The following is a 26,113-nucleotide window of genomic DNA, read 5'->3' on the forward strand; positions in this document are numbered from 1 at the left end:
TATCAATTTGAATGGAGGCTATACGAAAAATGTGGGAAAACAAGTTTGTTAAAGAAGCACTAACGTTTGATGATGTATTACTAATTCCAGCAGAATCAAATGTATTACCGAAAGAAGTAGATTTAAGCGTTAAACTTTCAGAACGTATTCAATTAAATATTCCAATCGTATCAGCAGGTATGGATACTGTTACAGAATCAAAAATGGCGATTGCGATGGCACGTCAAGGTGGTTTAGGTGTCATTCATAAAAATATGAGCATCGAACGCCAAGCAGATGAAGTTCAAAAAGTAAAACGTTCTGAAAATGGCGTTATTACGGACCCATTTTATTTAACACCAGAAGAAAGCGTATATGAAGCTGAAGCATTAATGGGGAAATATCGTATTTCAGGTGTGCCAATTGTAGACAATAGAGAATCACGCAAACTTGTCGGCATTTTAACAAATCGTGATTTAAGATTTATTGAAGACTTCTCAATCAAAATTTCTGATGTTATGACTAAAGAAGACTTAGTGACAGCACCAGTAGGTACAACACTTGAAGAAGCTGAGAAGATTTTACAAGACCACAAAATTGAAAAACTTCCATTAGTAGAAGATGGTATTTTACAAGGCCTCATCACGATTAAAGATATCGAGAAAGTGAACGAATATCCATATGCGGCAAAAGACAGCCACGGTCGTCTTATCGTAGCAGCGGCGATTGGTATCGCTAAAGATACAAGCATTCGTGCTGAAAAACTTGTAGAAGCGGGTGTTGACGCATTAGTGATTGACACGGCACACGGTCATTCACAAGGTGTTATCAATCAAGTGAAAGAAATCAAAGCAACATATCCTGAAGTAACAGTGATCGCAGGTAACGTTGCGACAGCTGCAGCAACAAAAGCATTGTTTGAAGCAGGTGCAGATGTTGTGAAAGTGGGTATCGGACCAGGTTCAATTTGTACAACACGTGTTGTAGCAGGTGTCGGTGTGCCTCAAATCACAGCAATTTACGACTGTGCGACAGAAGCGAAAAACCATGGTAAAACAATTATCGCAGACGGCGGTATTAAATTCTCTGGTGATATCGTAAAAGCCCTTGCGGCAGGCGGACATGCGGTTATGCTTGGTAGCTTACTTGCAGGTACTGAAGAGAGCCCAGGTTTAGTTGAAATGTTCCAAGGACGTCAATACAAAGTTTACCGCGGTATGGGTTCATTAGGTGCAATGGCGAGTGGTTCTAACGATCGTTACTTCCAAGAAGATAAAACACCTAAAAAGTACGTTCCAGAAGGTGTTGAAGGACGTATTGATTACAAAGGACCATTACAAGATACGATTTATCAATTAATTGGTGGCGTGAAGAGCGGTATGGGTTACACAGGCTCAAAAGACTTAGAAACGTTACGTGAAGAAGCACAATTTACAAAAATGAGTGCTGCAGGTCTAGCAGAAAGCCACCCACATGATGTTCAAATCACAAAAGAATCACCAAACTACTCATTCTAAGGGATAAAGGAGTACACATTATGGAAATGGCAAAAGAACAAGAACTGATTCTTGTCCTAGACTTCGGAAGTCAGTATAACCAACTGATTACACGACGCATTCGTGAAATGGGTGTGTATAGTGAATTACACGACCATGAAATTTCTATTGAAGAAATTAAAAAAATGAATCCAAAAGGGATTATCCTTTCAGGTGGACCAAACTCTGTTTACGCAGAAGATGCGTTTACTATTGATACGGAAATCTACAACTTAGGTATTCCAGTTTTAGGTATTTGTTATGGTATGCAATTAACTACAAAATTATTAGGTGGTAAAGTTGAGCGTGCGAACGAACGTGAATACGGAAAAGCGACGATCAACGCAAAATCAGACGAGTTATTCTTCGGTTTACCAGAAGAACAAACGGTTTGGATGAGTCACTCTGATAAAGTCATAGAAATTCCAGAAGGCTTTGAAGTCATTGCAGATAGCCCAAGCACACAATATGCGGCCATCGAAGACAAATCACGTCGTATCTACGGTGTACAATTCCACCCAGAAGTGCGTCATACAGAATTTGGTAATGACTTATTACGTAACTTTGTACGTCGCGTATGTAACTGTACAGGCGAGTGGACGATGGAAAACTTCATCGATATCGAAGTCGAAAAAATCCGTGAAAAAGTCGGCGACCGTCGCGTACTTTGCGCAATGAGCGGTGGGGTAGACTCCTCTGTCGTTGCGGTATTATTACACAAAGCGATTGGGGATCAATTAACATGTATCTTCGTTGACCACGGTCTTTTACGTAAAGGTGAAGGCGACATGGTAATGGAACAATTCGGTGAAGGTTTCAACATGAATATTATTCGTGTAAACGCACAAGACCGTTTCATGTCAAAACTTGCAGGCGTATCAGATCCTGAACAAAAACGTAAAATTATCGGTAACGAATTCGTATACGTCTTTGATGATGAAGCATCAAAATTAAAAGGTGTAGACTTCTTAGCGCAAGGTACACTGTACACAGACGTCATCGAATCAGGTACAAAAACAGCACAAACAATCAAATCTCACCATAACGTAGGTGGCTTACCGGAAGACATGGAATTCGAATTAATCGAACCAATCAACACGTTATTCAAAGATGAAGTACGTGCATTAGGTATCGAATTAGGTATTCCAGAACACCTCGTTTGGAGACAACCATTCCCAGGTCCAGGATTAGGTATCCGCGTCCTAGGTGAAATCACAGAAGAAAAATTAGAAATCGTCCGTGAATCCGATGCGATTTTACGCCAAGTCATCCGTGAAGAAGGCTTAGAGCGTGACATTTGGCAATACTTTACAGTATTACCAGATATCCGTTCAGTTGGTGTAATGGGAGACTACCGTACGTATGACTACACAGTCGGTGTACGTGCCGTAACGTCGATTGATGGTATGACAAGTGACTTCGCACGTATCGATTGGGAAGTTCTACAAAAAATCTCAACACGTATCGTGAATGAAGTGGATCACGTCAACCGTGTTGTTTATGACATCACATCAAAACCACCAAGCACAATCGAGTGGGAATAGTATTTTAAAAAGAAGAAACCCTTTAACCGCAATGGTTAGAGGGTTATTTGTGTGAGTTGAGGGTGGAAAAAGGGAGATGTGGAATGAGCTAGAGAACAAAGAAACAGCAGAACTTGCTAGAGTTATTAAAACAACAGTGATTAGCAGGGTCCAAATTTGGAATTTGTTAATTCAAATGATAGTATAAGACAATTATATCCATAATTTAATGCGTTAAATTGACGTAAGGAAGATAAGTATTTTTATGCTGTTATAAATCAAGCAAAGCTCAAAAATGAGCTGTGATAATAAATATAAAATGCGTAGTGAAATGTGACGACAATCATCGTTGGTTAATCAATTCGAGATTGGACGAAGATTAAAACATGTTAAAGAAAATGATAATATGATAGGCTAAATATCGGGATGTTTATTAAGGGATTGTTTAAATTCTGAATAAGGAGTTTTTACAATGTATCAGTTTAATAATTCAAAAGTTTTAAAGGGGTCACTTGCAATCGTTATTGCTACTGGTCTAATTGTAAGTTCAGGAGTAACTAGTGAGTATTCCTATGCAAAAGAAACTAATGTTACGCATCCATCTAAAAAAAGTTCAGGTGAAATTGTTAAATTGAATGATAATACAGCTAGAATTGATTTGAATAAAGGCATTGACTTTACTGTTGATAAAAATGGAGTAGCAACATTAAAAGATGTAAATACTGGTAAAAAGGAAATTTTGCCATCAACTGCAAAAGATAAAAATGGTTAAAATGTTACGCTGATTTATTATGAAAAAGGCGGTAAATTAGGAGTTTATGTTCAGAAAGCACAAGAAGATCGCGGCATTGGAAAATGCGTTTCTGGTATAGCAGGTGGCGCAGTTACAGGAGGTACTACCTTAGGTCTAGCAGGCGCAGGAGTTGGAACTGTTACGCTTCCATTAATTGGTACAGTTGGTGGAGGAGTAGTAGGGGCTGTTGGTGGTGCTGTCGGCGGTGGACTAACTGGTGGAGCTACTTTTTGCTAATCGGTAGGAGTGATACCATGGAAAAATTTTTCAATATATGGGTATGTTTTTTACTGTTTTTACTAATAACATCATGGTTAGTAATGAGTGTGAAATTTGGTAATATTAGCACTGATCAAATATTAATTTCTAATCTTTTTATTTTTATCGCTTATATACTATATTTAATTAAATTCATTAGTTTTATAAAAAAGAATGAAGATAAGTAAAAACGAAAAGTATCGTTAACTTGACTGACACTTATTGATGAGCTACTTTGTATCTAAACTAACAATTGGCGATATTTTAAGATGAATCTATCATACTTATGTAAATAATTTAGAATGAAAATTATGCATAATAAGACAAATGAATTGCGAGCAATTACTTTCGCAAATAGGGCGGTCAATATGACTTCCCTATTTTTTGTGTCATAAAGTCATTCTCTCAGCAAATATAATGTAATGTCCTGAAATGCCATAACATCTATTGCTGGTCAGTCGATTTTTGAAATAGTGCGGAGATTGAAACACGTGAAAGAAAATGACTTAGCACATGGTGAATTTGGTAAGTGGTTAGAAAAAGGCAGATGTGAAATGAGAGTTATAATTTTTTAAGCTCCATTGATCGTTCTAATATAAAAACTGATAAAGGTATAGCAGAAAAAGAAGGGTCAAAAATAGTTTTTTGAAATAGCTTATCTTGTCTATATAATTAGAGCAACCGTTGAGGTAACTGTTTTTTTAATCACAAAATATAATTCGCGTGAATTTAATTGAGCTAAATAGCATTGCTAATTAAGGTCTAGGGGAATAGTTGCAGCTATTGGAATAGGGAATGCAATTGGAGAACTCTTTGAAAAATAAAAAAATAATCTTAATCTTAGTTGTTTCGATATTTTGTATATTAAAAAGCGTCCAGTAAAAGTGGTGTTTTTTATTTGTGATGAATAATAATTATTGACTATCGTTTTGGATAATTTATAATTGATAATGATTATCAATTATTATTCTGAGGTGAGATACAATGGAAAAGCTCAACGGAATACCTGAATCGATGTTAATACCATTAGCTGCAAGAGCTTTGGAGAATAAAAGTGAAAGACCAATAATTGTAGATAAATACTCTGAAATGATATTTAATAAAATCGATTATGATTTTAATTTAATCTCTAAAGATTGGACTTCGCAAGTTGGAATAAGTGTTAGGACATACATATTAGATAAAATAGTAGATAGTTTTATAAAGAAATACGATAAAGTAATGATAGTAAATATAGGTTGCGGCCTTGATACAAGACAAAAAAGACTTAACATAGAACATATTCCTTGGGTTGATATAGATGTGCCTGATGCGATACAAATTAGAAAGAAATTCTTTTATGAAAGTGAACATCATAAGATGATAGCTAAATCCATGTTTGATTATACGTGGATAGAGGATATTAAGAAGTGGCATTTATATGATAAAGATGCACAAATGTTAGTTTTATTCGAAGGTGTCCTCATGTATTTTGATGAGACAGAAGTGAAAAATATTTTAAAGCATATAACTGATAGTTTTGATCAAAATGGATTATCTTTTGCTATTGAATGCTGTTCTAAAACTATAGCAAATAATACCAATAAACATAAAGCAGTTTCTAAACTACAATCTAAACCTGTTTTCAAATCAGGATACAACACTATCAAAGAAACGAAAAAATGGATTCCAAGCAATGTTACAATTGTTAAAGAATATAATTATTTTGATTATTTTCATAGTAGATGGAAAATGTTTGGTTTATATCGTTATATACCTTTTCTAAAGAATAGGTTTAACAATAAAATCCTTTTCTTAACAAAGAATAAGCAATAGAAATACTATATAATTAGAAAACACATGTTGCAGGTAGTGAATACGTATATGAATATGAAATACTGTAATGTCAATTGTTGTAAACACACATAAATGAATAAGAATTTACCATTTCATCGAATAGGAATTACGCAAACAAACACCCCTTTAACTACTATGGTTAGAGGGTTGTTTGTGTAGTTTGAGATAAGAAAAAGGCAAAACATCTGCGACCTGTGGGTTCTAGTTTTTTATAAACAAAAATAGGCAGAGTTATAAATTCAGCAGACGTTTAAGAACCTAATTGTTCGTTTATTGTGCATTTTTTGCCGGTTTTAAGAATAAATGAACGTAACCCAAAAATACTCTAAAAACGATTACAGTTGCTAATAACACTTCAAAATATAAGAGCCAATTCCAAAATTCTGGCAATATCAGTAAGGGGATACTGTTTTTTAAAGCCGTTGCTGAAATGACTAAAGGGAATGTGAATGCTGAAAATACCGGTGAAAAGGGTTCTCTTAGCAATTTTGGCAGCTGAAAAACGATATAAAAATAAAAAACTTGAGACAATATTAAAAAAAGGATGACAACAAAATCATGCGCCTCTGGGAAAGCCAAAACATAGGCTGCTGCTACTAAAGAAAATGGTGCACAAATTGTGGATGTGTTTGGTTTAATGGACGTTTGCAAAGGATAGACCTTTAAACGTTTGAAAACCAGTGGTAAGACGATGCATGTGGCTAAAAAACCATAAATCACTGTTAATTTACCTATAAAAAAATAGCCGCTTACTGGCGCTGTTAATCCCGCAATCGCTATACCAATATAAAGTACAGTCCAAGAAGGATATACGTTTTCAAGAGAGAACGACTTTAAATATTTGTGCGAAAAAATAATCATATGCGTCAAGATTCCAATAAGGCATAGAAGCCATAAAGGTGTGATGAGATGATGAACGAAGGAGATATGGCTGAAAAACGTGTTCAAATAAGTCGTTCCTAAAAAACCAGACATGAAAAAAGTGGTGAACACAGAAGAAACAAGAGGGCTATTTAATTGATCTTTAACATGATTCACATTATTGAACATACTGTATAAAAGATGAAGCCAAACGAGGATAGCTAAAATTCCGCATAATGCATTCAAACTAAGCGATATGTCTTTTAATAAATTCCCTAGCCCTAATAAACCTAAGACCAGTCCTGATGATACTAATGGTATGTTTTGAAGTCTCATGATTTATAACCTTCTCTTTGTGATTTTCTTCACTAATTATACCATGATATTTCGGTATTCTGAATATTTGGAAAGGAATTTTTGTAATGTATCGCATAAAATAGAAAAGAATTTCATCAAATCATTCAAATTAATTTACGAAGCTGAACACATCAAGTTAAAACTCCCTATACCTCTCACGTAATTTAAAATAGTCACATGAGTGTATGTTGTAATATAATAAAAAATAATTGTAAGATATCTAATATGCTAAGAATTATGTAAATTGTTCATAAGAGAAATACAGAATAATGGGGATGGGTTTAGTACAAGTAATAAACAAGCATCTATACTGAGATAAAGGGGAGTAAAAAATGAATAAGATTAAAGAAAGATTTATAAAAAATAATAGAATACAAGTCATACCTCGAAAAGAAAAGGATAAAAAAGCATTGATGGAAATCCTTGCCTCAGAATTTGAAAAAGGGAAAATCTATAATGAGAAAGAAATAAACGAAATACTAAAATCGTATTATGATGATTATGTATTATTAAGACGATATATGATAGATTATTCATTATTATCTAGAGATAAAGGTGGAAAAGAGTATCAATTAATAGCTAAAGAAAATAATGAAGATGCCTAGCAATAAATTAGATGTTTATTGTTAGGCATCTCTTTAAATATCCAGTGATTTTACATATTACTTAAAAAGATTTAAATCATTTCTTTCGACTAAAATACATTAATGTAATGATGATTGAATAAATGAATAGAAATAACATGATAAACATAACCATACGAATCACCCATTTTACTTCATTAATATTTATTTCATCTATTAATGTAACATTATTTAGATATAATATCAGTTCTGTTGAAATAATTTGTTATGTGTTGTGAAAATGACGTTTTAATATATCAGACAGATAAGCACGCACATCAAACACCTAAGAATTATGGAACACAAGTATTAATTTGTTTGATAGTGTGAATGACGTAACTTAGATAAAGGAGATATGGGTAACTGGTGGTATGTCAGATGCAGCAGTTAGTTGTTTTTAGGGGGTTAAACATGTTTAATAAACCACAAATAGCAGATAATACTTTTTTCAACATATGTCTAATTGTTGTCGGAATTATAGCGTTTCTAGTGTTTCATTTATATTTGATGCGGGGTATTTATTAAGCTTTATTATTGCGTTTTTGCCTGTACTTGTAGGAATAGTTAACTTAAAAGAAATTAGAAAAGATAAGTCTTAAATGTGTTAATAATTAATAAGCTAAGAAGAATAAGACATGCCTAAATTAGACAGTTTTAAAAAAGATAGCCTCCTCACATGGACGCTATCTTTTTTAAGTGAACTTATAGAATTATATTAATATGTGCGTAAGTCTTAATTTGTAAGAGAAATGAAATTTAAAAACAATTATCAATCATATAGTTCAAGGTAACGATCTGTAAATTCTTGAGACGTAATTTGGCCACTATCTCGCTGTTGTTGTAATTCTGCGGCTTGTCTTTGAATTTCATCATATTCTTCACGAGAATAGCCTTGTTTTTCCATCTCTTGATAATTGGATTCTTCTTGCGCTTTTTGTTGCTCAGGTGTTACACAACCGCCGACTGTACACTGAGTGCCATCGGGTTTGGTGTAGCCTACGACATCTCCGTTACCTGGTGCTTGATACCATGTATCTCCGTCGGCATCTACCATACCATTTACGTTTTCCCCATTACGCATTCTTTGAGATATTTCATCTTTCGTTAACGGTCTATTAGTTTGCTGTACTACTGAGGGCTGTTCAATAGTATTAGACTCAGCAGATTGTTCTTCAGTAAGATTTTCCTTAGATGCGGTTTTCTGTTTTTTATCTTCTTTCGTTTTCTTTGTTTCTTCTTTTGGCTTATTGTCTTTAGATGGCTTTTCATCATCATTTCCACATGCACTTAATATTAATGTGCTTGAAAGTAGAAAAAATAATACTTTTTTCATAAAATCCCCCCGAAATGTTTACTGTAAAACTTTTAACTAAATTTTTGTAAAACGAAACATATACAATATAAAGTATATATTAAAAACGCTGTGCACGTGATTGTTTTTAGTTATATTAAATGGTTCGCATGATAAGGTTAACTTTTATAAAAATCTTAAATGAATTTTTGAGTTAGATTGTATACCTATTCTTTACTTTTCCGCTCTATTGATGTGCTATGATATAAGCGAGGTGAATGCTATGAATATTCGTGATATCGCTAAGCTAGCGTGTGTTTCGAAAAGTACAGTGTCGAGGTATTTAAATGGGGGTTCGATTAGTCCTACAACACGTCAGAAAATTGATCGTGTGGTACAAGAAACAGGATATAGTCCAAATCAATTTGCGCAAAGTTTAAAGGCGAAACGAACGCAAATGATGGGTGTTATCGTGCCACGTTTAAGTTCTTATGCATCGAACCAAACGCTTTATGGCATTGAAACATATTTGAGAACGCAAAATTATCAAACCATCATCGTGAATACGGATTTAGATCAACAACGTGAAATTCATGCGATATCTACACTTGCGAAGAATAAAGTCGATGGCATCATTTTGCTTGCGACTGCGTTGACAGATGCGCATTTAAAAGCGATTCAATCGATTAAAGTGCCGATTATTTTAGTAGGACAGTCGTATGAAGGCATTCATTCAATTATTCAAAATGATTATGATGCGGGACGTCTTATGGGTAATTATTTTGGTAAGAGAGCGTTTGAACGCATCGCATATTTTGGGGTGGATGAAAGGGATGAAGCGGTAGGCGTACACCGCCGTCGTGGTGTCCTCGACGGACTTGCGGATTATCATCAAGATGCAACGATTTATACGTCGACATTTAAGTTAAGTGATGCGCAAGAACGTTCTAAAGCTTTTATTCATGATTATGATGCCATTATTTGTGCGACAGATAATATTGCTTTGGGCGTGTTAAAAACCGCGCTTGATATGAATATTGATGTTCCTCAAACATTATCCATTTCAGGGTTTGGAGGTTATGAAACAACTTCAATTGTGACACCGCGAATTACGACAATCGTGTTTCCTTATGAAGAGACAGGTCAGTGTGCTGCGGTATCGATGATGGCTTTATTAAATGGTGAGGAAGTCCCGCTATTACAACGCATGGATTACGCTATTGACGAAAAAGAAAGCGTTGACATTTTGCACCACTAAACGTAAAATTCTCGGTGAAGAGGGTTTTACTTTATAAACTATTTTGGTACCGGTTCCAATTTATGAATCATAAGTCATTAATGAAAGAAGTGAAATGATGGGAAAGTTGTATGCAATTGGTGAAGCTTTAATTGATTTCATTCCTCAAACGAAAGGCGTTGAGCTTAAAGACGTTAATGGGTTTGATCCTCAAGTGGGTGGTGCGCCAGCGAATGTTGCGAGTTGTGTGGCGAAGCTCGGGGAAGCCTCCGCGCTCATTACGCAACTAGGTCAAGATGCGTTTGGAGATCAAATTGTAGAAATGTTAGCACATCAAGGTGTTGATACATCTTTGGTTCAGCGCACAACTGACGCAAATACTGGCCTCGCGTTTGTGAGTTTAACAGAATCTGGTGAACGTGACTTCGCATTTTATCGCAACCCATCTGCGGATATGTTGCTTGAAGCTGCTACATTGAATGTGAATTTTCAACAAGATGACATTCTTCATTTTTGTTCCGTAGATTTGATTCCATCACCGATGAAAGAGGCGCATGTTAAAGCAATCGAATTAATGGAAAAAGCGGAAGGCACGATTATTTTTGACCCGAACTTACGATTTCCTTTATGGCCTTCGGTTGACGCTTTGAAAGCAACCGTACTTGAATTTACTCCGAAAGCCCATATTTTAAAAATTTCTGATGAAGAACTTTCGTTTTTAACAGGAAGTGATGACACTGCGTCCCTTCAACAATTATTTAAAGGTAAAACAGAAGTGATCATTTATACAGAAGGTGCGAACGGGGCCTCCATTTATACCAAAGAGGGTCAAATTGGTTATCACCCGGGTTATACCGTCGACGTTCAAGATACGACGGGTGCGGGAGACGCCTTTATTGGATCGGTTATTTTTCAATTGTTAAAAGCACAACAATCACTTAAGCCAATGGATAATCTTAAACAACATGCCAATGATATTTTGAAATTGAGTAATGCGGTAGGCGCTTTGACAACAACGAAAAAAGGTGCAATCGGGAGCTTACCAACTATTGATGAGGTACGTACATTAACACGTCGTTAGAGCTTTTATAAGGAGGGGTTACATATGGCAATGTCAGACCAACAAATCGCGAAACAAGTCATTGATGCGGTAGGCGGTAAAGAAAATATAAAATCTATTGCACATTGTGCGACACGATTACGCATTGTGGTTCATGATAAAGAAAAAATTGACCAAGCACAAATTGATAGTACCGATAAAGTAAAAGGTGCATTTTATAATTCTGGCCAGTATCAAGTGATATTTGGAACAGGAACCGTAAATAAAATTTACAGTGCTGTTGAAAGTTTAGGTATTGAAGGGCAATCGACAAGCGATGTCAAACATGAAGCAGGAAAACAAGGGAATATGTTCCAACGTGCGATTCGCACATTTGGCGACGTATTTGTTCCAATTATTCCCGTATTAGTCGCAACGGGTTTATTCATGGGCTTACGTGGCGTATTGATGAACGAACAAATTTTGTCATGGATGGGTATGACACCGAAAGACATTTCACCTAATTTCATCCTGTTCACACAAGTGTTAACAGATACAGCTTTTGCATTTTTACCTGCACTTGTCGCATGGAGTGCGTTCAAAGTATTTGGCGGAAGTCCGGTGCTCGGCATCGTGCTCGGTTTGATGCTTGTCAATCCTGCCTTACCGAACGCATATGAAGTAGGGAACGGCTCTACTGAAGCATTGAAATTTTTCGGTTTTGTCCCAGTTGTAGGCTATCAAGGCTCCGTTTTACCGGCATTCTTTGTAGGTCTCATTGGCGCAAAATTTGAAAAAATGTTACGCAAAAAAATACCAGATGCCATAGATTTAATCGTTACTCCGTTTTTAACATTACTTGTGATGATCACACTCGGATTGTTTATCATTGGACCGGTATTTCATGGGTTAGAAACTGTGATTTTAACAAGCACAATATGGGTATTAAATTTGCCATTCGGGATTGCAGGATTGTTAATCGGTTTTTTCCAACAAATAATTGTAGTCACAGGTGTGCATCATATCTTCAATTTTATGGAAATCCAGCTGTTAGAAGAATTTAAATACAATGAATTCAACCCAATTATCTCTGCGGCTATGACCGCACAAGGTGCCGCAACAGTAGCGGTTGGTCTGAAAACACGTCAGAAAAAGTTAAAAGCACTCGCATTACCATCAGCGTTTTCAGCATTTTTAGGGATTACAGAACCTGCTATCTTCGGTGTAAACTTACGTTACTTTAAGCCATTTGTATGTGGATTAATAGGTGGGGCAGTCGGAGGATTCCTCGCATCGTTATTCCATTTAAAAGCATCAGGGATGGCGATTACCGTACTACCAGGTATGTTGTTATTCATTAAAGACATCGGTCAATTGCCGTTATACATTTTAGTATTATTCGTTTCATTCAGCGTAGGATTCGTACTCACTTGGTTCTTCGGCTATAGTGATAAAATGGCACAAGAAATTAAAGAAGCGAAATAATAGAATAGAAGATGAAACACTCCCTAAAAGTACATAGGGAGTGTTTTGTTTATGTGGTGCTAAATTCAATAGTACATATACTAGATTATTGAAGTATCTCATAAATAAAATTCGATACATATGTTTCAGTAAAAGCTGCTAATATATACAGAGGTAAAGCAATTAAAAGATAAGATTTCATCAAGTTCATACATGCTGTTTTAAAGGAATAATTTTGTTTTTTATCTTGCCTGAAAAAGTTAGTGATTTTCCTGACGATAGATTGATTTAATTTAAATAAACTGCTCACAACGATACACATTGCAAACAATTCAAGAAAGTGATGAGGAATTGTGGAAATAATCATACTGATACCTTTATGTAAATCTATTTGAATCGCAATACTACAAATTACGCCTAGCAATGCTGATGTTGTAATGTAGTTTAAACAATAAAAAAATGGAATGGGAATGAATGCAAGAAGAAGCATTTGAAAAGGGACCATCGCTGCATTATGAACAATATATTCCCATACTTTTTCCAAACCTTGTGCTTGAGTCACACTGTCAGGAACCTTTCTAGCGATATTTTTAAAGGTATCTATAGAAGGGTTAACAATCAATGTTAAAACAAAAGAGATAATTGTAATCGCTAATGATAGTATGAAAAATTTCAAACTTCTTTTAAACCAATTCGTATCTTCAAAATTAAGCATAAGGCACCTCATAAATTATTTTATCTATATTTTATTAAAGATAATGTATTTAATTCAAATACTTAACTTTATAACTGGATATACAAAGAATAAAACTTATATATAATTAAGAGTATGTAAATCAATAAGGTGATTTACGCATTTATACACCTATGATAAGGAGACATAAGATGATATTAAATTTAAAAAGATATACGAAGCTCTATGCCATGATGCTTGTTGTAGTTACTATGAGTTGTATTGATGTTACTGAGGTAAAGGCGAATGAAGAGCGCTATGAAACTCAGGAACAGTCTCATCAAAGATCAAAATATCAAAAACTCAAGAAAATATGGCTTTCTACAAATTATGGTTATGAATACTATGATGCGCATAATGATGCGATGAAGAAACAACACGACTATATTGAAAAAGAAGCACAAAATTTATTGAATGACATGAACACACATTCTGATAAAACGTACTTATGGGATAGTGCGAAAGATGTTAAAACAGATTCGAGTCATATGACAAAAAGTTATAAAAATATTGAACGTATTGCGGAAGCGATGGGTCACCCTAAATCATCACTTAATACAGATGATAATGTGAAAAAACTAAAAGAAGCAATCGCTTGGATGCATGAACATGTTTATGGTAAACAAGTAGAAAATAATATAAGAACTTTGACAGCTAATTTTAAAGAAACAGATACGAATAAAAAGAAAGCAATAAATTGGTGGGATTACGAAATAGGGGCACCGAAATCATTAACGAATACGCTCATATTAATGGATGACAGATTCACTAGAGAAGAAAAGAAAACATACACGGCTCCGATTCAAAAATATGTACCGAAAAGTGATGAAATATTGGCCTCTGTAGGCAAACCTGAAAAAGCGACAGGTGGAAATTTAGTCGATATTACGAAAGTAAAATTACTGGAAAGTATCATCAACGAAGACGACAGTAAGATGAAATCAGCGATTGATTCGTTTAAAAACGTTTTTACATATGTTCAAGAAAGTGCGACTAGAAAAGCACGTAATGGTTTCTATAAAGATGGGTCATATATCGATCATCAAGATGTGCCATATACAGGGGCATATGGTGTTGTTTTATTAGAAGGCATATCTCAAATGTTGCCAGTAGTGAACGCGACATCTTTTAATTTAAATGAGACTCAAATGAAAACATTAGATCATTGGATAGATGATGCTTTTATGCCTATGGTACACAAAGGCGAGTTATTAGATTTTGTAAGAGGTAGAGCAATCAGTCGTGAACATGAAACCAGCCATTCTACATCTACAACGGTTATGAAAGCATTGTTAAGAATAAGCACTGCGACACAAGACCAAAATGTAAAAGCTAAATATCAACAATATGTTAAAACATCTGTGTTATCTGATAAAAGCTATAATCAGAATGATCAATTAAAATCATACGCAGATATTCAAATGATGAAAAAACTCATAAATGATACGTCAATTCATATAAAAAACAAGCCACAGCAAATAAAAATATACGATGAGATGAAGCGTGTCGTTTATCACAATTCAAACCTTAACTATACATTTGGTTTGAGTTTAACTTCAGACAAAGTGTCACGTTATGAATCTATCAATAACGAAAATCTAAAAGGTTGGCATACAGGGGCAGGAATGTCTTATTTATACAATGATGTTGTGACACATTATCGTAATCATTATTGGCCAACAGTGAATATGACACATCTTGCAGGAACAACAACTTTAGGTGACGAGCCATCTGGTGATAAAAAAAGTAAGAAAACTTTTGTCGGAGGAACATCATTGGGTGATAAATACGCAAGTATCGGTATGGATTTTGAAAATCAACAACAGACACTATCCGCAAAAAAATCATGGTTTATTTTAGATGACAAAATTGTTTTTGTGGGAAGCGGAATTAATAATCAAGATGCTAAAACAATAATTGAAAATCGTAAAGCGGACGGATTTACATTATTCAAAGACGGCAAGGCACTAGATAAAGCAATAAACGAAGAAGCAAACTCTATATTCTTAAAAGCTAAAGATCAACAAAATAATATCGGCTATCACTTTATTAAGCCTACAAAGCTAAATGTAGATAAAGTAGAGCGCAAGGGCAAATGGCAAGATATAAATAAAAGTCAAAGTAGTAAAGAAGTTAAACAAAACTATTATGAAGTGATGCAATCGCACACAGGTTCAAATGATCAATATGCCTACGTTTTATATCCCGGAATCGATCAAACTCACTTTAATCAAAAACATAACGATGTGAGTATCATTAAACAAGAAAATCAACTTCATGTCGTTAAAGACAATGTGAATAACGTATGGGGAATTGTTAATTATAATAATGAAACCAAAACATTTGAAATTGAAGGGACTAAAATTCAGATAAAAGCTAAAGGAATGTACATTATCAAGAAAAAGGATGACCATTCATTTGAAGGGACTTACCGCAATCCTGAGCTGTATAAAAACGTGTTAGATATTCAATCAATCATTAAAATTGAAGATTATAATACGGTTAATAAAAGTAACTCCGATGTGGTTATACGTTTTGAGTTAAGAAAATAAAGTATTTTTAAACTTTCAAGAATAAATATAAGAAAATTGCATCTCCTTCAATGGTGTATGATGACGTAATAATTAACATACACTTGATAAACATTGGAGATGCATTTTATATTAAATGTGGCTTTTATGATGAGATTGATATTTATGAAACATTATTCTAATCACTCTAATGAGTAAGAGTTTTAGTGATAAAAAGATAAACGCAAAACCGATTGGAATGAGAAAGAAGTATTCATGTAATACACCAGACTAATCTATATATTCTGGTGAAACACTTTTTAAAATAAGACAACCCACCCCAATGACAAAAGTGATGAATATGAGTTTTTTAGAAATTAGCCATTTCATTATAAGGAACTCCCTGTATGTGATTTAACTATATCTTAAAGGATTATATTGAAATTTAAATCATTCTCTAGGTGTACACCAAAACAAAATCGTAAACGTAAAAATGTATAGGTGGAGGAATTAAATGAACAGCAAAGATATTTTAATAAATATGTTTCCAGACGCATTACAACAAATCATTCGACATCAACGCTATGACGACATTTTAGGTTATTTTTTAGAAGAAAATATTAATGATTCTAAACTCGCATATCACTTATCTGTTCTAGCTACTCACATAGATACAATCCCTTGTCATGAATCGGTAGAGACATTATTTCATTTTCATTTTAACTATTTAGAAGACGCATATCATATGGCTTATTATCATTTTTAGCGGTCGCTTGAACTTTGTGAGTATAGTGATACAAAACTTTTAGAAGAGTTTTTACAAATATTAGAAGAACCTGATTTTGATATTGTAGATGAAGAAGCGATTGAAAAGGTGTCAAATAAAATAAAAAAGTGATTTATATATGTAAATTATGTTGTTAGGCTAAATATAGTATTATATAATTGAATTGAATATAGCTTGTAAAGTAATCACTAAGCTTATTTGATTGTTTAAAAATTAAATATAAGGGGTTGTCTTTTTGGAAAATCAGATGTATTCAAAACCTACTGGTAGAGTAGCTGAAATGGTGCTTGGAATTTTAGGAAGTGTGTTCGGAATTATAGGTGGTGTATTTGCCTTAATGCTAGGTAGTATTAGTAATGAATTTGAGGCAAGTGATTCTGGTCAAATTATGGGATTAGGTATTGCAGTTATATTAGTGTGTATTATCACATTAATTGTGAGTTGTATTATCAATAAAAAACGAATTGTTATGGGTGTTATATTAGTACTAGGTGGAATATTTAATTTTATTTTTATTGGATTATTTGGTATTTTATCTGGAATTTTGATATTAGTTGCGGGAGTTCTCGCATTAGTGCGAAAATAATATAACCTAATGTAATAAATATTTATTTAACCATCCTAATTTGGATGGTTTTTTGTTTACAAGAAACCGTTTTACTGTATAATTGATAATGATTATCAATTAGAGGTGTTTTTATGAAATATATATTGCTCACTTTGGGCTTGTTTTTCACCTTCGTAGGATTTATGGGCGTTATTTTACCTTTATTGCCAACAACGCCATTTCTTTTATTAGCTGCAATTTGTTTTGCGAAAAGCTCAGACCGTTTTAAAGAATGGTTAATACATACAAAAATATATAAAGAATACGTTGAAAGTTTTAAAAACGAAAGAGGCTACACGCTTATCAATAAATTTAAACTTTTAGTGAGTTTATATATAGTTATCGCATTTTCGATATATATGATTGATCATACAATCGTAAGAGTTTTGTTGTTAATAATGGTATGTTGTCAAACTATTTTCTTATTCACATTTGTAAAAACACTTCCAAAACAATCAAAGGAGAGATGAGACATGTTTATGGCAGAAAACTGTTTAAAGCTAAAAAAGGGGAGCGCACCAAAAATTGTAGAACGTTTCCAAAATAGACAAGGTATTGAAACAATCGAAGGGTTCAAAGAAATGATGGTTACAATTACCAAACATAATGAAGACTATGATGAAGTTAAAATATTAACACTTTGGGAAACAGAAGCGGCATTTAAAAATTGGCTAAATTCTGATGTGTTTAAAGCAGCGCACCAGAAAGTGAGAAGTCATCAAGAAGATGCAGAAAGTCCTATTCTTAATAATAAAGTTTCTAAATATGAGATTGCGTATAAGTTTGTGAAATAACGCGTTTAAAGCATTTTATGACATTCGCACATTTTTAAATTAACCTAAGGACTAAATGTAGCTAAAAGCACATTTAGTCTTTTTGGATGATTTCTCTAATAAAACCTAAAAAATGAGAACGTTATGACTATTCATTTAAACCAACTCAAGACACAACATTTAAATTTTTCAAAATGTATACCGTAATGCGATAGATCATTTAGAAGACGTATTGTAAATGGTTTAAAGGCAAAACGAGTACGTTAAAAAATTAAGCAACAACCTGAATTTGAAACGGAATATTGATTAGAAAGAGATGATAATATGAAGAAAGTGTTCCTAATGGTTTTATGTAGCATCTTATTTTTAGCGGCATGCACGCATACGAATCATAAAGAAGAGTCTTCACAAGAAACACGTACCTATACATTGGAAAACGGAAAAACAACGACTGTTCCTAAAAATCCTAAAAGAGTGGCGGTATTAACAGGATTCTATGTTGGTGATTTTATAGAATTAGGCATCAAACCGATTGCCGTTTCAAATATTGTGCAAGATTCATCAATATTAAAATCACATTTGAAAGATACAACATTCATTGGTGACGGAGATGTTGAAAAACTTGCTAAATTAAAGCCCGACCTAATCATTGTAGATGCTTCAGATAAGAACATTAAAAAATACGAAAAAATTGCAACGACGATACCGTATACATATACCAAATACAACCATAAAGAAATTTTAAAAGAACTAGGAAAACTCACAAACACAGAAGACAAGGCGCAAAACTGGATTAAAAAATGGGACACTCAAACAGCCAAAGATAAAAAAGACATTCAACAGAAAATAGGTCATGCTACTGCGTCAGTATTTGAACCTGATGTAAAAGAAATATATGTATACAACAGCTCGTGGGGTCGAGGCTTGGATATTGTTCATGATGCGTTTGGCATGCCAATGGCACAAAAATATAAAGAGAAGCTCCAACAAGATAAAAAAGGCTATGCAGCCATTTCGAAAGAAGAAATTGCTGACTACGCAGGAGACTATATTTTCTTAAGTAAACCTTCATATAGCACATTCGATTTTGAAAACTCTAAAACATGGAAAAATATAGAGGCAGTGAAGAAAAATAGAGTGATTTCATATAAAGCAGAAGATTATTGGTTTACTGATCCTATCACATTAGATCATTTAAGAGTAAAATTAAAAAAAGAGATTTTAAATAAATCTCAATAAATATGCATGTATGATAAAATTAATTTATATATGGCTACACTATCAATGTTATGATAAATAAATGATACAAAAATCATAAGTTTTCAATGCTTTATGAACAACTACAGAAAAACACATCGAAAGGAGATAAAAGCATGAAAAAATTATGTATTTCAATGTTAATCAGTTTATTCGTATTAGGAGGATTACTTTCATCGTCAATATGGGCAAACGGCATAATAAATACCAATACGACAGAAGGAAATCACTTATTTACCGCTAAATTTGAAGGTAACGGTAAATTCTGTACGGCTGTCGCAATTAATTCATCAACATATTTAACAGCAGCACATTGTGTAGATTATGAAAATAAACAAGGTAATATCGGTAAAATTTATCCGGCATTGTCAGGTATCTCTACGCAGCTAGATTCAGTAAATGTTAGCACGGCAGTGGTTTATGAGAAAGCAGATTCTTCAGGGCAAGTTAGGAAAGCAAAAGATTTAGCTATTTTAAAAGTAAAAGAACCATTACCTCTGTCCTTAGAACACTATCTAAAAGGAAGAAACCCCAAAATAGTCGGTGTTGAAAGTGATAGGACAGAAAAAGGAAATAATTCTTTAGTGAATAAACCTGTCTACTCAATAGGTTATTCATCGAGTAATGGTAATAATTATTCCACAAAATTTGATGGAAACATTAGTAGTATTTACATTGACAGCACTAGTAATGAAGCAGGGTACAATAAATCTGGTCTTATAACGACTGATATTAAAGCTGCACCAGGTCAATCTGGATCAGGGTTATTTTTAAAAGATGACGATAATAATGACCAAAATGATGAGTTAATTGGCATTTTGTCAACGTCTAACAATAATAATGAAAATGCGACCTTTGCACTTATTACGACTAAAGTTAAAGCGTGGATTGAAGAAAATTCAAACTAATTATCACAATATTTGAAAGAAGTCTCTTAAACATATGTTTAAGGGGCTTTTTTGCTTTGTAAATGCACACATTTTTTGTGTGGTTTAACTTAAACGGAACTATTTCGATGTACTTTTGCATTCAAAACGATAGTATACCACTTTTTATAGACATAAACTCTTTTAATGTAGAATTAATATTTGTTAATTCGTATTTAATGGTTTGTGTAGAATGAAACTTATATAATCGAAAAGCTGTGTCAAAAAGGGGTTTTTTGACAACTATTTTTATTTATATTAAAGGAGATTATAAAGTGAAAAAGAAATTATTAGTATTATCGGCAAGTGCAATCTTAGCATCTAATTTTATATTTGATAACAGTGCAAGCGCTGTAGTAGACGTGAGAGAGAATAAGTATGAATCAGAAGCATTAAAATTAAAAGGGTCGAAGAGTGATTATGAGCAAATAAAGCTTTATAAAGATAGTTTAGAGAGATTAATACACTCAATTTCTGTTAATATGCACGCAGGTTATGATGAGCCTGAATATAAAGAGATTTTCGATAAGTATCAAAAAAAATTCATGGCTGAAATGGGTGCTTTGAATACATTTGTACAGGAACAAAAAGATATAAGAAAGTATAAAAATAATCAACAACCTGTTCCAAATAATTTATACGGTTTGACCTATGAAAGGTACCTAGGTATATTTGAATCAATTAAAAAAAATAGATATGAATTTTACCAAGAAGCTAAAAAGGTTGAAGATAAACATGAAGATCTTAGAAGGTTTAATGAATTTCAACAAGATGAAGCAGATTTGAAAATAAACGAATTAGAAAATAAGATTTTAATGATAGGTAACACGTTTGTAAGGAAACCTTATGAAGTTCAAAATATGTATAATAAATTAGATATGGTTATTAGTAAAGATAAATATGAACGTTATGATATGTTACCAACTAATAAAAGAATGTTAAAAGAAAAGTCTGAGGATTTAGAAACTATAATTGACGAATTCTTTGAAGAAATAGGATATCCAAGGCCATTAGAGATTCCAACTTTAACAAGTGAAAATCAAAATGATGAATCTATTAAAGAGAAACTAAGAGAAGCCACAGCAAAAGCGAGAGAAGATGAAAGATACAGACATGAAAGATCGAAGGAAAGATATGCAAAATTCGAAAAAGAAAAATTAAATAGGACAAAGAAAAGTTCAAAAAAATATGAAAAGAAAACTTCTAATTTTTCATATAAGCAGCTTAAAAAAGCAGAGAATGTTAAAAAAGCTGAATCAACTCAAATTTCTCAATTAAATAACCAACCAAATCATGGCAACATTGTAAATAGTATTTCAGGAAATAGCCATAATAAAAAGCCAGCAAGTATTGGTGGTGAATCTAAACCTGTAAATATAATTCAAGATTCAGAAGCTCCAAGTCAATTTGGTAGTAATGGACAATTAATAGAATTTAGCGAAAATACTTTATCTAATTCAACAGGGTCGGTTAAACAACAACCAACATTTACTGAAGACACAAAGCCAACTAAAAAAGAAGTGATTACCGAGTCTCATGCAGTTGATCTCGATGAAAAAACTACGCATTATATGTCAGGGTACGCAACTGGATATAGTGTTGAAGATACATCTGGTTACACAGAACGAGACAAACGTGCAATTCGCCGTAATCATGTAAGAGAAGCTGAAGAATTAGTAAACAAATACGTTAACTCGCATGCTTATCAAGATCGTGTTGCTGCTCAAGCAAAAGTAAAAACATTAAGTCCTGAACAACAAAAACGGTTAAATCAACAAATCTACAAAATTTATAATGGTCAATAATATATCAAACTTAAGAAGGCTAGCTTTTTTGGGTAAAAACTAGCCTTTTTGTTTTGCGCGCATAAATCAAACCTAAACAAATAAGAAAGTTTAATGTGAAGTAATTAAAAAATCACTAACACCAATGTATTGAAAGGGCATAATAAGGCGTTAATACAGATTTAATACTGAGCTAAAACTAATTAAAAATGCAATTCGATATACTTAATTTAGCTTAAAACATTAACGCGAATTTATATACAATAGGCAAACTCGATTAATTTAAATCCTACTTAAATTATCTTAAATGCTCTTTAAAGGAATAAAGAAACAAGAAATTTTAGTGTATAATTACAATTGTAGTGAATAAAGTAAAAAGAATAAGGTATTCGCTACAATTTTCGGGTTTTAAAATAAAATTACACTACAAATTTTAAGGATAAACTAATTTAAAGTAGAATTAATGTTGTGTTAAAACTAACTTAATGGTTTATGTTGAGTGAAACTTATATAATCGAAAAGCTGCGCCAAAAAGAAGGAAATTTGACAAGGGTTATTTTATTTAGAATAAAGGAGAACAAAATATGAAAAAGAAATTATTAGTATTATCAGCAAGCGCTATTTTAGCGTCAAACTTTATATTAGATAGCAATGCAAGTGCAGTTGTGAGTAAAGATAGATATGAATCTGAGGCATTGAAGGTAGAAGGGAAAATTAATTATTCAATAAGTGTAGATAGATATAAAGAGCATCTTGAAAATTTAATATATTCTCAAAGCTTAAATGATTTTGCTGGTTATGACCAACCAGAATATAAGGTTGCATATGAGAAATATCAAGGGCGTTTCTTAGCAGAGTTAGATGCATTTAATAAATTTTTATTAGAAGAAAAAGAAATGGAAGAAAATTATAAAAACAAGGTTACTAATTACAATTATAGAGGCGATAAAAAATTATTTGGATTAACTCAAGAAAGATATCAATCTATTTACGATGCTTTAAAAAAGAATAGAGAAGAGTTCGATGTTGAAGTAGAGAAAATAGAAGAACAACATGCAGATTTAAAAAGATTTAATCGCATAGAAAAACATAATGCGAAACGCGAAGTATTTGAATTAGAACATAAAGCCCTAATGTTGCCGGTTGTTTTTACAGAGCACGAGGAAGCAAGAGATGATATGTATAATAAATTAGATATGCTATTAGGCTTTAAAAAAGATGAGCGTAGATTAAAAGAGCCAACCAACGAAAGAATGTTAAATGATATTAAAGAAAGTCTTGAAACGATTATAGACGAGTTTTTTAAAGATATTAAACATGTAAGACCAATTAACATTCCAGTATTAACTGAATACAATAAAGATAACTATGTTGTAAAAAAACAATTAAGAGATGATACACTTTCTGCTACAAAAAATGAAAAATTTGCAGATCCTAATTTCTTAAAAAGGGCTGAAAATTTACAAAAAGCTAAGGCAGAGCGTGATGCGAAGATTAAAGATTTAAGAGAAAAGGGGTTAAACAAAGTGAAAAAATTCACCCCACAAAACTATCCATTATACTTTTCTCATAAAAAACTGAAGGATCACTCACAAAGTGACTCTAAAAATGAACTTGTTTTCAAAGAGACTAATGAACAGCCTAAAGAGCTTCCAACATACACTGAATCAATCACTCAAACTCCACAACCTGTCTTAAAACAACAAACGCGTAAGGAAACTTTCACTTTAGAAAGCGCACCACGCTTAAACCAAAGTAAACCTTTAAATGGTTTAAATGGAGAATCTAATCTTGTAACAATTGATGAAAGTGCTAATGCTTCAACACAATTTGGTAGCAACGGTCATGTATTTGAGTATAGTTTTGACTCAACACCTAAAACGACAAATGTTGCGAAACAAAACGTAAAACAAGAAAACTATAACTCTGTAAATAATTTAGCGGGTATGAGCGGTGAATCACAGCATGTTGATTTTACACAAGATTCTAACCCTTCAACGACGTATGGTGGATACGGTAATGCTGTTGATTTCACAGAAGATACGGCTCCGAAACAACCAGAAACAATTACAGAATCACATGAGATTGTTCTTGACTATCAAACTCATGCAACAATGTCTGGCTTTAAAACAGGCGAAAGTACGGAAGCGTATTATTCTTCAAATGAACTTACGAAATAAACGATGTATTAAATAATTAAAAAACCTTGAGCGTTAAACCACGCTAATATAATCTGTTATAACCTCTTATTAATAAGTGAAATTTAAACCAAGACAACCAATTCAATACAGTTTACAATAGACTTAAATATAGACATACGAAAAGACTAGCTTTTGGGAGAAGCTGGTCTTTTCTTTTTCTTACGATAATTCAGTTTAACGATGTTTTTCTGTTACAATGGTGCTAAATGACGTTTGAGCGGGAGTGACGATGATGGGTTATAAAGTAGTTTTACTTGATTTTGATGATACGTTGGTAGATTTTCATGATGCTGAGGTGAAGGCGTATACGTATTTAATGGACCAATATAAGGTGCCGGAATCTAAGCGGGATTATGAGACGTTTCAAGCAATTAATCAGGCACATTGGGAAGCGTTTCAGCGTAATGAACTTACGAAAAGTGAAGTTCTAAGTCACCGTTTTATTGAAACGTTTCAACAATACGAGATGTCGGTCGACGGTCATGAAGCAGATGTGACATTTCGAGATGGGTTGGCGACGGCCAAAATCAAATGGCATGAGGGGGTTGAAGAGGCCCTTGCGTATTTGAAGTCAAAATATACCCTTGCGATTGCGACGAATGGCGTAACGCATACACAAAAGCGCCGTATTGCGCAAACGGATTTGATGTCGTATGTTGACCATTTGTTTGTTTCAGATGAAATGGGCGCCCAAAAGCCGAGTCGTCAGTTTTTTGATATCGTTTTTAACACTATGCCTGAGTTTGATACTAAAGACTTCATTATTATTGGTGATTCGCTCACTTCTGATATTCAAGGTGGCATTAACGGGGGGATTGATACGGTGTGGTTTAACCATAAAAGCGTAGAAAATAACACGCGTATTATGCCCACATATACCATCAACACGATGCATGAAATCGAGCATATTTTATAAGCAAAAAGGCAAGAAGTACATGCACGTACGGCTTGCCTTTAGTTTATTTTCTATAATGATCGTATTTACCTGCTGCGATATCGGCTTCGCGTTGTTGTATTTCTTTGTAAACAGCTTCTGCATCATCGCCCTCATAGTATCCTTGTTCTATCGCATTTTTCGTCTGTAGTTCTCCTGATGATAACCCACCATTGTATTTTTTGCGTAATGCGTTAATCAGTTCATCTTTAGTCGTTGCTGCATTAATTTCTGCATTCACATCTTCTGTTGTATCAGTATGTTGGGAATGCGTTTTGTAAATCGATTGTTCTTCCCCACGTGCGATGCGTAATGAACTTTCGTAAGCTGCCGCAGCGGGACCTTCCATGACATTGCCTTGTGGAATGACGCCATTCGCCACAGCGCTTTTATAAGCGGCGATTTTATCGATTTCTGTATAATCTCCATAAATAATCGCCTCTAACATTGCTCTGTCTGTGACATTGTTTACGTCGTATTTTTGTGTAGTGACTGTTTCAGTCGACGCTTTGTCTGTTTGATTTTCTTCTGTTGATTGTGCTTCTTTTTTAGTTTTGTCTTTATCTTTTTTCTCTTTTTGTTCTTTCTTTTGATGTGACTCTGATTTTGCTTTTTTATCCTCATCTTCACCAAACAAGCTACATCCTGTAAGTAGCACGAAACTTGTTAAAACGAGTCCTAATAATGCTTTCAATTTCATCCCTACATCCCTTCATCCCTTTCATTTCATTCTAAATTGTTCAACATTATTTTACCTCTAAATTTATGCGTTGTGTCATGAAAATTTCACAAAATGTAAAAACCT

At 33.5% G+C, this 26,113-nt stretch carries 22 protein-coding genes and 1 pseudogene; 18 read left to right on the forward strand and 5 right to left on the reverse strand.

What is annotated here, in order from left to right; genetic code table 11:
• The first annotated feature begins 29 nt into the window (after positions 1 to 29).
• The 4 genes from guaB to GJE18_RS00425 all read left to right on the forward strand — a co-directional run bounded on the left by guaB (position 30) and on the right by GJE18_RS00425 (position 5,903).
• Complete coding sequence (guaB, locus tag GJE18_RS00410; RefSeq protein ID WP_107368697.1) at positions 30 to 1,496, forward strand: IMP dehydrogenase; 1,467 nt, start codon at positions 30 to 32, stop codon at positions 1,494 to 1,496.
• A gap of 20 nt (positions 1,497 to 1,516) precedes the next feature.
• Positions 1,517 to 3,058 carry a glutamine-hydrolyzing GMP synthase gene (guaA, locus tag GJE18_RS00415; RefSeq protein WP_039647288.1) on the forward strand — a complete coding sequence of 514 codons (1,542 nt, stop codon included), beginning with the start codon at positions 1,517 to 1,519 and terminating at the stop codon, positions 3,056 to 3,058.
• A 451-nt stretch (positions 3,059 to 3,509) separates the two neighbouring features.
• Complete coding sequence (locus GJE18_RS12315; protein ID WP_420853488.1) at positions 3,510 to 3,809, forward strand: hypothetical protein; 300 nt, start codon at positions 3,510 to 3,512, stop codon at positions 3,807 to 3,809.
• A 1,263-nt stretch (positions 3,810 to 5,072) separates the two neighbouring features.
• On the forward strand, positions 5,073 to 5,903 hold the full coding sequence (locus GJE18_RS00425) for a class I SAM-dependent methyltransferase (protein WP_107368936.1): 831 nt from the start codon (positions 5,073 to 5,075) through the stop codon (positions 5,901 to 5,903).
• 291 nt (positions 5,904 to 6,194) lie between these two features.
• On the opposite strand, the gene GJE18_RS00430 is transcribed toward GJE18_RS00425, so the two are convergent.
• Entirely contained in the window at positions 6,195 to 7,121 is a 927-nt protein-coding gene (locus GJE18_RS00430) for a TDT family transporter (protein ID WP_107368937.1), read from the reverse strand.
• Positions 7,122 to 7,474: 353 nt separating this feature from the next.
• Between GJE18_RS00430 and GJE18_RS00435 the strand changes: the two genes are divergently transcribed.
• Positions 7,475 to 7,747: a DUF2087 domain-containing protein gene (locus GJE18_RS00435; RefSeq protein ID WP_107368938.1), complete on the forward strand. Its 273-nt coding sequence runs from the start codon at positions 7,475 to 7,477 to the stop codon at positions 7,745 to 7,747.
• A 787-nt stretch (positions 7,748 to 8,534) separates the two neighbouring features.
• Here GJE18_RS00435 and GJE18_RS00445 read toward each other — a convergent pair.
• Positions 8,535 to 9,098 (reverse strand): hypothetical protein, encoded by a 564-nt coding sequence (locus GJE18_RS00445; protein WP_107368939.1) that lies wholly within the window; start codon positions 9,096 to 9,098, stop codon positions 8,535 to 8,537.
• A gap of 241 nt (positions 9,099 to 9,339) precedes the next feature.
• On the opposite strand from GJE18_RS00445, the gene GJE18_RS00450 reads away from it, so the two are divergent.
• The 3 genes from GJE18_RS00450 (at position 9,340) to GJE18_RS00460 (ending at position 12,817) form a co-directional block, all read left to right on the forward strand.
• A complete protein-coding gene (locus tag GJE18_RS00450; RefSeq protein ID WP_107368940.1) occupies positions 9,340 to 10,314 on the forward strand; it encodes a LacI family DNA-binding transcriptional regulator in 975 nt (324 codons plus the stop codon).
• Between the two features lie 97 nt (positions 10,315 to 10,411).
• The gene (locus GJE18_RS00455) at positions 10,412 to 11,374 is read left to right on the forward strand and encodes a carbohydrate kinase family protein (protein ID WP_107368941.1); all 963 of its coding nucleotides are present in this window, start codon (positions 10,412 to 10,414) and stop codon (positions 11,372 to 11,374) included.
• 24 nt (positions 11,375 to 11,398) lie between these two features.
• A complete protein-coding gene (locus GJE18_RS00460) occupies positions 11,399 to 12,817 on the forward strand; it encodes a sucrose-specific PTS transporter subunit IIBC (RefSeq protein WP_107396900.1) in 1,419 nt (472 codons plus the stop codon).
• Positions 12,818 to 12,902: 85 nt separating this feature from the next.
• Here GJE18_RS00460 and GJE18_RS00465 read toward each other — a convergent pair whose 3' ends face one another.
• A complete protein-coding gene (locus tag GJE18_RS00465) occupies positions 12,903 to 13,511 on the reverse strand; it encodes a stage II sporulation protein M (RefSeq protein ID WP_107368943.1) in 609 nt (202 codons plus the stop codon).
• 170 nt (positions 13,512 to 13,681) lie between these two features.
• On the opposite strand from GJE18_RS00465, the gene GJE18_RS00470 reads away from it, so the two are divergent.
• Positions 13,682 to 16,081: a polysaccharide lyase 8 family protein gene (locus GJE18_RS00470; RefSeq protein WP_107368944.1), complete on the forward strand. Its 2,400-nt coding sequence runs from the start codon at positions 13,682 to 13,684 to the stop codon at positions 16,079 to 16,081.
• A 111-nt stretch (positions 16,082 to 16,192) separates the two neighbouring features.
• On the opposite strand, the pseudogene GJE18_RS12320 reads toward GJE18_RS00470, so the two are convergent.
• Positions 16,193 to 16,318 (reverse strand): annotated as a pseudogene (locus GJE18_RS12320) (hypothetical protein); the annotation flags it as partial.
• A gap of 235 nt (positions 16,319 to 16,553) precedes the next feature.
• Between GJE18_RS12320 and GJE18_RS00480 the strand changes: the two are divergent.
• The 9 genes from GJE18_RS00480 (at position 16,554) to GJE18_RS00520 (ending at position 25,290) form a co-directional block, all read left to right on the forward strand.
• On the forward strand, positions 16,554 to 16,805 hold the full coding sequence (locus GJE18_RS00480; protein WP_060552229.1) for a hypothetical protein: 252 nt from the start codon (positions 16,554 to 16,556) through the stop codon (positions 16,803 to 16,805).
• A 268-nt stretch (positions 16,806 to 17,073) separates the two neighbouring features.
• A complete protein-coding gene (locus GJE18_RS00485; RefSeq protein WP_060552528.1) occupies positions 17,074 to 17,412 on the forward strand; it encodes a DUF4064 domain-containing protein in 339 nt (112 codons plus the stop codon).
• 113 nt (positions 17,413 to 17,525) lie between these two features.
• Positions 17,526 to 17,903, forward strand: a complete 378-nt coding sequence (locus GJE18_RS00490) for a YbaN family protein (protein WP_060552230.1) — start codon at positions 17,526 to 17,528, stop codon at positions 17,901 to 17,903.
• 3 nt (positions 17,904 to 17,906) lie between these two features.
• Positions 17,907 to 18,227: an antibiotic biosynthesis monooxygenase gene (locus GJE18_RS00495; protein ID WP_039647259.1), complete on the forward strand. Its 321-nt coding sequence runs from the start codon at positions 17,907 to 17,909 to the stop codon at positions 18,225 to 18,227.
• A 303-nt stretch (positions 18,228 to 18,530) separates the two neighbouring features.
• A complete protein-coding gene (locus tag GJE18_RS00500; protein ID WP_107368945.1) occupies positions 18,531 to 19,445 on the forward strand; it encodes an iron-hydroxamate ABC transporter substrate-binding protein in 915 nt (304 codons plus the stop codon).
• Positions 19,446 to 19,579: 134 nt separating this feature from the next.
• Positions 19,580 to 20,371, forward strand: coding sequence for a trypsin-like serine peptidase (locus GJE18_RS00505; protein ID WP_060552231.1), 792 nt, complete (start codon positions 19,580 to 19,582; stop codon positions 20,369 to 20,371).
• Between the two features lie 293 nt (positions 20,372 to 20,664).
• Complete coding sequence (locus GJE18_RS00510; RefSeq protein ID WP_107376467.1) at positions 20,665 to 22,194, forward strand: coagulase domain-containing protein; 1,530 nt, start codon at positions 20,665 to 20,667, stop codon at positions 22,192 to 22,194.
• A gap of 563 nt (positions 22,195 to 22,757) precedes the next feature.
• Positions 22,758 to 24,353, forward strand: coding sequence for a coagulase domain-containing protein (locus GJE18_RS00515; RefSeq protein WP_107368792.1), 1,596 nt, complete (start codon positions 22,758 to 22,760; stop codon positions 24,351 to 24,353).
• A gap of 253 nt (positions 24,354 to 24,606) precedes the next feature.
• On the forward strand, positions 24,607 to 25,290 hold the full coding sequence (locus tag GJE18_RS00520; RefSeq protein ID WP_107368791.1) for a YjjG family noncanonical pyrimidine nucleotidase: 684 nt from the start codon (positions 24,607 to 24,609) through the stop codon (positions 25,288 to 25,290).
• Positions 25,291 to 25,333: 43 nt separating this feature from the next.
• Here GJE18_RS00520 and GJE18_RS00525 read toward each other — a convergent pair whose 3' ends face one another.
• Positions 25,334 to 26,008, reverse strand: coding sequence for a hypothetical protein (locus GJE18_RS00525; protein WP_107368790.1), 675 nt, complete (start codon positions 26,006 to 26,008; stop codon positions 25,334 to 25,336).
• Positions 26,009 to 26,113: the final 105 nt, after the last annotated feature.

It is taken from the genome of Staphylococcus agnetis (assembly GCF_011466855.1).
Lineage (GTDB): Bacteria > Bacillota > Bacilli > Staphylococcales > Staphylococcaceae > Staphylococcus > Staphylococcus agnetis.

Bases quoted from the DNA above. Each gene is read 5' to 3' on its own strand.
- guaB (WP_107368697.1), top strand. From the start codon at position 30: ATGTGGGAAAACAAGTTTGTTAAAGAAGCACTAACGTTTGATGATGTA.
- guaA (WP_039647288.1), top strand. From the start codon at position 1,517: ATGGAAATGGCAAAAGAACAAGAACTGATTCTTGTCCTAGACTTCGGA.
- GJE18_RS12315 (WP_420853488.1), top strand. From the start codon at position 3,510: ATGTATCAGTTTAATAATTCAAAAGTTTTAAAGGGGTCACTTGCAATC.
- GJE18_RS00425 (WP_107368936.1), top strand. From the start codon at position 5,073: ATGGAAAAGCTCAACGGAATACCTGAATCGATGTTAATACCATTAGCT.
- GJE18_RS00430 (WP_107368937.1), bottom strand. From the start codon at position 7,121: ATGAGACTTCAAAACATACCATTAGTATCATCAGGACTGGTCTTAGGT.
- GJE18_RS00435 (WP_107368938.1), top strand. From the start codon at position 7,475: ATGAATAAGATTAAAGAAAGATTTATAAAAAATAATAGAATACAAGTC.
- GJE18_RS00445 (WP_107368939.1), bottom strand. From the start codon at position 9,098: ATGAAAAAAGTATTATTTTTTCTACTTTCAAGCACATTAATATTAAGT.
- GJE18_RS00450 (WP_107368940.1), top strand. From the start codon at position 9,340: ATGAATATTCGTGATATCGCTAAGCTAGCGTGTGTTTCGAAAAGTACA.
- GJE18_RS00455 (WP_107368941.1), top strand. From the start codon at position 10,412: ATGGGAAAGTTGTATGCAATTGGTGAAGCTTTAATTGATTTCATTCCT.
- GJE18_RS00460 (WP_107396900.1), top strand. From the start codon at position 11,399: ATGGCAATGTCAGACCAACAAATCGCGAAACAAGTCATTGATGCGGTA.
- GJE18_RS00465 (WP_107368943.1), bottom strand. From the start codon at position 13,511: ATGCTTAATTTTGAAGATACGAATTGGTTTAAAAGAAGTTTGAAATTT.
- GJE18_RS00470 (WP_107368944.1), top strand. From the start codon at position 13,682: ATGATATTAAATTTAAAAAGATATACGAAGCTCTATGCCATGATGCTT.
- GJE18_RS00480 (WP_060552229.1), top strand. From the start codon at position 16,554: ATGAACAGCAAAGATATTTTAATAAATATGTTTCCAGACGCATTACAA.
- GJE18_RS00485 (WP_060552528.1), top strand. From the start codon at position 17,074: ATGTATTCAAAACCTACTGGTAGAGTAGCTGAAATGGTGCTTGGAATT.
- GJE18_RS00490 (WP_060552230.1), top strand. From the start codon at position 17,526: ATGAAATATATATTGCTCACTTTGGGCTTGTTTTTCACCTTCGTAGGA.
- GJE18_RS00495 (WP_039647259.1), top strand. From the start codon at position 17,907: ATGTTTATGGCAGAAAACTGTTTAAAGCTAAAAAAGGGGAGCGCACCA.
- GJE18_RS00500 (WP_107368945.1), top strand. From the start codon at position 18,531: ATGAAGAAAGTGTTCCTAATGGTTTTATGTAGCATCTTATTTTTAGCG.
- GJE18_RS00505 (WP_060552231.1), top strand. From the start codon at position 19,580: ATGAAAAAATTATGTATTTCAATGTTAATCAGTTTATTCGTATTAGGA.
- GJE18_RS00515 (WP_107368792.1), top strand. From the start codon at position 22,758: ATGAAAAAGAAATTATTAGTATTATCAGCAAGCGCTATTTTAGCGTCA.
- GJE18_RS00520 (WP_107368791.1), top strand. From the start codon at position 24,607: ATGGGTTATAAAGTAGTTTTACTTGATTTTGATGATACGTTGGTAGAT.
- GJE18_RS00525 (WP_107368790.1), bottom strand. From the start codon at position 26,008: ATGAAATTGAAAGCATTATTAGGACTCGTTTTAACAAGTTTCGTGCTA.